The sequence below is a fragment of the Gammaproteobacteria bacterium genome (genome assembly GCA_013214945.1).
Taxonomy (GTDB): domain Bacteria; phylum Pseudomonadota; class Gammaproteobacteria; order Enterobacterales; family Psychrobiaceae; genus Psychrobium.
Genome location: JABSRT010000056.1, coordinates 1 through 3388, shown reverse-complemented (window position 1 = coordinate 3388; position 3388 = coordinate 1). Strand labels below are relative to the sequence as shown.

The window sequence follows — 3388 nt, the reverse complement described above, 5'->3', positions numbered from 1 at the left end:
GACAACAATGCTATCGCGTTTACACTGTACGACTATTTAGAACTTGCCGATTGGAGTGGGCGAGCGATACACCCCAACAAAAGTGGTTCGATTGACGATACCACCCCAAAACTGATTGATAGGCTAGGGATTAGTCCAGACGATTGGATAGAAGTGATAAAGAACTTTAGGCGACAATATGGTCACTTTGCTGGCAGCGAATACGCGTTGCGCCAATGTGCAAACGACCACGGACAGTGCTGGTATAAAGGCGTCGGCTAAAACACCACGGTAAATACAACCTCTAACAGCCTTAGGCTGGCTTTGTCATGTCTGCGATTCGATAATTGTGAGTAAATTGGGCTCTAGTCACCTTACAAAAAATCAGTTCTAGAAAAACACTAGAACAGAGACCAAGAGAGGGCAGTTAGTAACCAATTGACTCAAGACGTTTAGCCGTCTAAATTATGTGGGTGTCTAATATTTTTTTACTCATAGCGGGGGAAATGGCCACAGACGATGAAGCCAGGGCGGGGCTCATGGTGATGATAGATTCGATTGCCAGTGCCGATGACTTGCTGGCGTGGGCTGAGTATTTGTCGCTGCCAGCAGACGGTTGGGAAGGCGACGGTGAGCCCCCAAGCGTTGATACGGCGATGAATATGTTTGACTTAGATAAAAGCCAGAGCGATTTTGGACCATTAGGAATGGTAATGGGTAGTGCATATGCGGCCAAAGCAAACCCTATCAAGCGCGTTGACATCGCGAGATTAACATTTTTATTTAGTAAAATTGGCAAAGGCTTTGCGAAGAAACTGGGAAAAGTTGATGGTGCTAAGTTGGTTGCTGCCGTTAAATCAACGACTAAGGGTATGAAAGTTACCGATGCACAAGGGTTGCGACAATTAGTCCACACGCCCTTGGCACTTTTTTCTGCCAAGGCCATTGGACCTGCATTGAATCGAAAGTTTATGCAGACAACAAAAAATCTTAGAATGTCCCCATTGTCGCTAATGGCCGTTGTTACCTATCTTGAAATGCATAAACAGCAAGATTGCGCCGAGATATATCCAGAATGTAAACCTTTTCCTGCTCAAATCGTGGGCGAACTTAATAAGCTGTATGCTACTGCATTCGCTAGCGCTCTTAATGATAATGTGCATTGGATCGGCGGGCGCGAAATTGGCGGCGCATTCCACATGGCGATGTTGGCCGTCAAACAGTTGAGTTATGAGCTCTATGATGTATCGTCGGAGAAGCCAGTCGGTATGGAAGTCAGTCGCGAAATTAACCTTGTGACGGTTGATGAACGCGGAAGAGCGAAACTATTAGGGACATCTTATAAACGGCGTGTTGATATCGTACTGCAAGGCAGCGAAACAAAAGTTGATGAAAATGAATCTGAAAATAACATATGGGTTGAAGTTAAATCATTAAAATACAAGTCTAAATACTTGGATAGTTGGAAACCGTGGAATCTTAAAGGTAACAACTATTCCTACCACCGCCAGTTTTATTTAGATCGGGTAGCTAGCACTACTAATCAACTAACGGGGGTAGGAAATCGAGAGTTAAGAAGATCAGAGGATTTTGAATGGTGGTTACAAAGCTTTACACGTAAGAGCAGGAAAAGTTATCAGCCAAATAACATGACTGAAGTGGCAAAAAAATTGCGCTTATTGCCTTCTTCTCGAAGCAATATGGTTTATGGAAGTCTGGGGTTTACTAGTCGAGATGCAGCAGATAAAGCGCACAAGCAATCTCACGTAACGAGTCGCTTCAACCAGCTAAGCATAAAAACATGGTTACTAGAGGATGCTAAGTCCATCTTACTTGATGGGATAGACCCAGAAACAATTAACGAATTAATTAACGACGGCGGATAATATGTCAGACTGGAAATTAGATGATAAAGAATGGGTTAAAGCGCGTAAAAAGGCTTGGCCCGAGTATAAATTTAATATTGAAAAAAGCGGCATGAGTGGATGGATAAACGTAGATAAACTTCAACACAAAAATGCTGAAAAATATTTTTTATCGGGGAATAGGGATGCATTAGTACAATTGTATACACATTTTAACGACAGTCTGCTGTTAGAGTTGTGGATCCATCCAAGTGCAGAATTTAGCACGTTAAAGGATGTGTTTTTTCGTCATCTTAAAGAAAAACCAGAATTTACACGTTCGCCTACCATTAGCATCTATCGAACTCGTGATATAAATTTTTTTCGTCCATTATGCTTTTACGAGGCAAATATTAAATTCAAAGGAAGCAGCCGTTTAAACGGTAGAGACCGATTAATTGACGCTGTTTTTATGCCTCAAACGTTATCTGAGGAACTTGTACTCGCTAATAAAGATGAGCATTACACGATTGCACGTAACCATTTCTTAGGAGGGTGCACTCAGTTTGAAGATTTTTTTGCCCGTGACAACAACTTAGATGTGGATATTTGCCAAATTAAGGTTGCCTATTGGAAAGACGCGCTGATGATGGGGGTCGATTCTGTAGATAATTTCAAAGCATTTGAATGGATGTTAGAAGAACTTGATAAGGTAGTACTTAGCCCTGAAAATTATCAGCCATGCCAGCTTAGATTGGCCTCTGAAATAGAAGCCGTACTTAGTGAACATACAATTCCAGAAGTACTTAAGACCCAAATTTCAAAATTACGTCAACTTGAAGAGCTATGATCAGGAATTTATTATGGAAATGACTGGAAAAATAATTGTTAGATGTGACAAATCACAATTAGAAATAATTATTGAGTTAATCGCCGAAAACTGTGACGTTGATGACAGCTCATATAAAAAAGGTCTGCTACAGGTTTTCATTAGTGGCTCATACGCGCTAGAGGAGGACATTAATAATGCGATTTCTGCTTTAGCAAAGACAACGCCCGAAACAATTCTAGGTTGGCTAGAAGGTGATGAAGATCCTAGTGTAACGCTATTAAGTAGCGCAAAAGATCAAGGTGTATCAGTTAATAAACTAGATGCTGGGTTATTTGAATTCCTCGAAGACTGCGAGATTGACGACGAAGAATTAACCGAGCAACATCAATTAGCACTGACACTTGGGCCTGCTAAATTCTTTACCCAGCATTTTAATACTTGGTTTGCGCCATATAAGAGTTGCTTAGCCCCCAAACCCTTTAAAACGACATTAAAGGATATTATTGAAAACGCCGAGTGTTAGATCTTTAAGTTTAGTTTTTAACGGGAATGATAGCTTTAAAAAGAAATATTAGACATATATGGACGCTCTCCTACTGTCAAGGCATTAGCCAAACTTTAATGTCGCTCTAGCGGCACTATTTTTTCTTATTGAAGAGTAAATATTAGACACCCAAAAATTTTAGACGGCTAATTACTTTTTGTACTAGGCTAGAGTCCTACTAAACGAGAG

At 40.8% G+C, this 3388-nt stretch carries 4 protein-coding genes; all 4 read left to right on the top strand.

All coding sequences use genetic code 11. The annotated features are described in order from the left end of the window. Nucleotides 1–12: 12 nt before the first annotated feature. The 4 genes from HRU23_20355 to HRU23_20340 all read left to right on the top strand — a co-directional run bounded on the left by HRU23_20355 (nucleotide 13) and on the right by HRU23_20340 (nucleotide 3178). Nucleotides 13–261: a hypothetical protein gene (locus HRU23_20355; protein ID NRA56491.1), complete on the top strand. Its 249-nt coding sequence runs from the start codon at nucleotides 13–15 to the stop codon at nucleotides 259–261. A gap of 224 nt (nucleotides 262–485) precedes the next feature. Then, nucleotides 486–1865, top strand: coding sequence for a hypothetical protein (locus tag HRU23_20350; GenBank protein NRA56490.1), 1380 nt, complete (start codon nucleotides 486–488; stop codon nucleotides 1863–1865). Between the two features lies 1 nt (nucleotide 1866). Then, nucleotides 1867–2673: a hypothetical protein gene (locus tag HRU23_20345; protein NRA56489.1), complete on the top strand. Its 807-nt coding sequence runs from the start codon at nucleotides 1867–1869 to the stop codon at nucleotides 2671–2673. Between the two features lie 13 nt (nucleotides 2674–2686). Continuing rightward, nucleotides 2687–3178, top strand: coding sequence for a hypothetical protein (locus HRU23_20340; GenBank protein NRA56488.1), 492 nt, complete (start codon nucleotides 2687–2689; stop codon nucleotides 3176–3178). Nucleotides 3179–3388 lie beyond the last annotated feature (210 nt).

Excerpts from the sequence above, each read along its gene's own strand:
- HRU23_20345 (NRA56489.1), top strand. The coding sequence starts at position 1,867 with ATGTCAGACTGGAAATTAGATGATAAAGAATGGGTTAAAGCGCGTAAA.
- HRU23_20350 (NRA56490.1), top strand. The coding sequence starts at position 486 with ATGGCCACAGACGATGAAGCCAGGGCGGGGCTCATGGTGATGATAGAT.
- HRU23_20340 (NRA56488.1), top strand. The coding sequence starts at position 2,687 with ATGGAAATGACTGGAAAAATAATTGTTAGATGTGACAAATCACAATTA.